The sequence below is a fragment of the Micromonospora sp. NPDC051296 genome, from assembly GCF_040682255.1.
GTDB lineage: Bacteria > Actinomycetota > Actinomycetes > Mycobacteriales > Micromonosporaceae > Micromonospora > Micromonospora craterilacus.
The window spans coordinates 1-2,437 of sequence record NZ_JBFBAO010000587.1 but is presented as its reverse complement, the minus strand read 5'-3'; the positions used below and the strand labels follow the sequence as shown (position 1 = coordinate 2,437).

The 2,437-nt window shown below is 66.4% G+C and carries 1 protein-coding gene; it reads right to left on the bottom strand.

Annotated elements, in window-relative coordinates; translation table 11 throughout:
* Positions 1–106: 106 nt before the first annotated feature.
* Entirely contained in the window at positions 107–2,362 is a 2,256-nt protein-coding gene (locus AB0M52_RS33210) for a transglycosylase domain-containing protein (protein ID WP_363961809.1), read from the bottom strand.
* Positions 2,363–2,437 lie beyond the last annotated feature (75 nt).

The window sequence follows — 2,437 nt, the reverse complement described above, 5'->3', positions numbered from 1 at the left end:
GGGCGATGTTCGGCCGGGGGGTGAGGTCGCGTCCCTTGGCCGGCGTCGGCGTGACGACCCGAACACCGAAGGTCGCCGAACAGCCGCCCGCGGCGTCAACGGGATCTCAGTCCCGGCTTGTCGTTCTCGGTGGCAGCAACCCGCCACCGCCACCACCGCCGTCCGGTGCCGGATCGGCGGGCGGGAATTCGATCGGGTTGGTGTTGCCGCCGCCGTTGTTGCCCCTGCCGTTGCCGCGACCCCCGCCGTTGTTTCCGCCGCCGAGCATGCACAAGAAGTCCGTCGGCTCGCACTGCTGGTCGTTCGTGGGCGGCGGAGGCGGCTCCTCGCCGTTGCCGGCGTCCTCCTTGCCGATCCCGGTGACGCTCGGCAGGTCGGACGGGCCGTAGCCCTTGAGCGCCTCGTCCATGTACCGCTTCCACAGTTGGGCCGGCAGGGTGCCACCACCGATGTTGCTACCGCCACGGTCGATGATGGCCCGCTTCTTTATGTCGCGGCTACCGATCCACACCGCCGTGGCGACGTTCTTGTCGTAGCCGACCATCCAGGCGTCCTGGTTCTTGTCGGTGCCGTTGAGCTCCCAGGTACCGGTCTTGCCGGCCGCCTGGCGGTTGCCCAGGTTGGCGTTGTTCCTGCCCGGGATTTCCTTGAGCACCGCGGTCACCTCGTCGGCAACCTCCGGGCGGATCACCTGCTTCGGATCGAGCTTCTCGCCGGTGCCCGGGACCTTGTCCCACTTGCCGGTGGCCTTGTTCTGCCGCTCCACCTTAAGGACGAAGTGTGCCTTGTTGTACTTGCCGCTGTTGGCGAGCGTGGCCAGGCCGTTGGCGTGGTCGAGCACAGTGATCGGGTACTGGCCGTAGCCGATCACCCGGTCGAACTTGCTCGGCGCAAGCTCCTCGGGCTTGTTCTTGGTCAGGTCGTACGCCTGCACCGGTTCGACGGTCCACATGGTGCGGACGCCAGCCCGGCGGGCCATGTCGACCACCTTGTCCGTGCCAATCTGCTCGGCGATGTGGAAAAACGGCACGTTGTACGAGAGCACCGTCGACTCCTGCAACGTGCAGGACTTGTTGCAGTTCCTCCGGACGTCCCGGCCGGCGTTGACGATCTCCTTCGCGAAGCCCTCGGGCTTGAACGGGGTGGCGTCCCAGCGCGACTTGACCGAGATGTCGGCGTCGATGGCCGCGGCCAAGGTGTAGACCTTGAACGACGAGCCCGGCGGATGACCACCGACGACGGCGCCGTTCTGGTCGGTGTTGAGGCCGGCGTAGTCAAAGTCCGCGCCGCTGTTACCGCCATAGTAGGCCAGCACACGGCCGGTCTTCGGCTCGACGGACACCACCGCCGGCATCAGGTTCTTCGGCTGGTCCGCGAGGAACGCGCCCTTGCGACCGACCTGGGCCACTTCCTCCAGCGCCTTCTGCATTTTGGGGTCGATGGTGGTGGTGATCCGGTAGCCGCCCTCGCGCAGTTCGGTGACGCAGCTGGGCTTGTCCGGCGCGCCGGAGTTGGAGCAGAGGCCCCACTCCTCCATCTCCTTGCGGACGTAGTTGATCACGTTGCCGCGCGGGGAGGCCACGCCGAAGCCGTTGTCCTGCTTGGTCTTCTGGACCTTCGGGTACTCGGTCGGGCGCTCCGGCTTGCCCGGCACGCCCAGCCAGCCCTCCGCGACCATGCCGTTGATGACGTACTCCCAGCGGGACTTCGCCTCGGCCTCGTTTTTCTCCGGGTCGTACCCCTTGTGGGTGGGGCTGGCGTCCGGCTGCTTGATCACTGCGGCGAGCACCGCGCCCTGCGCGGGGGTGAGCTTCTTGGCGCTGGTGTTGAAGTACGTCTGTGCCGCCGCCTCGATGCCGTACGCGCCCCGACCGAAGTAGATCACGTTGAGGTAGTTCTCCATGATCTGCTCTTTGGTGAACTTGTCGTTCAGCTTCGAGGCGAGGATCGCCTCCTTGACCTTCCGGCCGTAGCTGTCGTCCTGGAGGTTCTCGTAGGCGTTGCGGGCGTACTGCTGGGTGATGGTCGAGGCACCCTGCTTGTCACCGCCGGAGAGGTTGTTCCAGGCGGCCCGGGCGATGCCCTTGTAGTCCACGCCCGAGTGCCGGTAGAAGTTGCGGTCCTCGGCGGCGGCGACCGCGTCTCGCACGTGCGGCGGGATGCTGTCGATGGTGACGAAGGTGCGGTTCTCGTTGCCCAGCTTGGCCACCAGGGTCTTGCCGTCCTTGGCGTAGACGGTGGTGGAGAGCGGCAGCGGGATCTCCTTCGGCAGCACCACGTTGGTCGAGTAGTAGGTGAACCCAACGACGCCGATGCCGGCCAGCATGATGAACACCGCGAAGCCGGCACCACCCGTGCTCATCGCCGGCCGGCGATCTGGATCGGCGTCGACGGAACAACGACAGCCGAACCTGCCGCTTCTATAACCCCTGTCTGA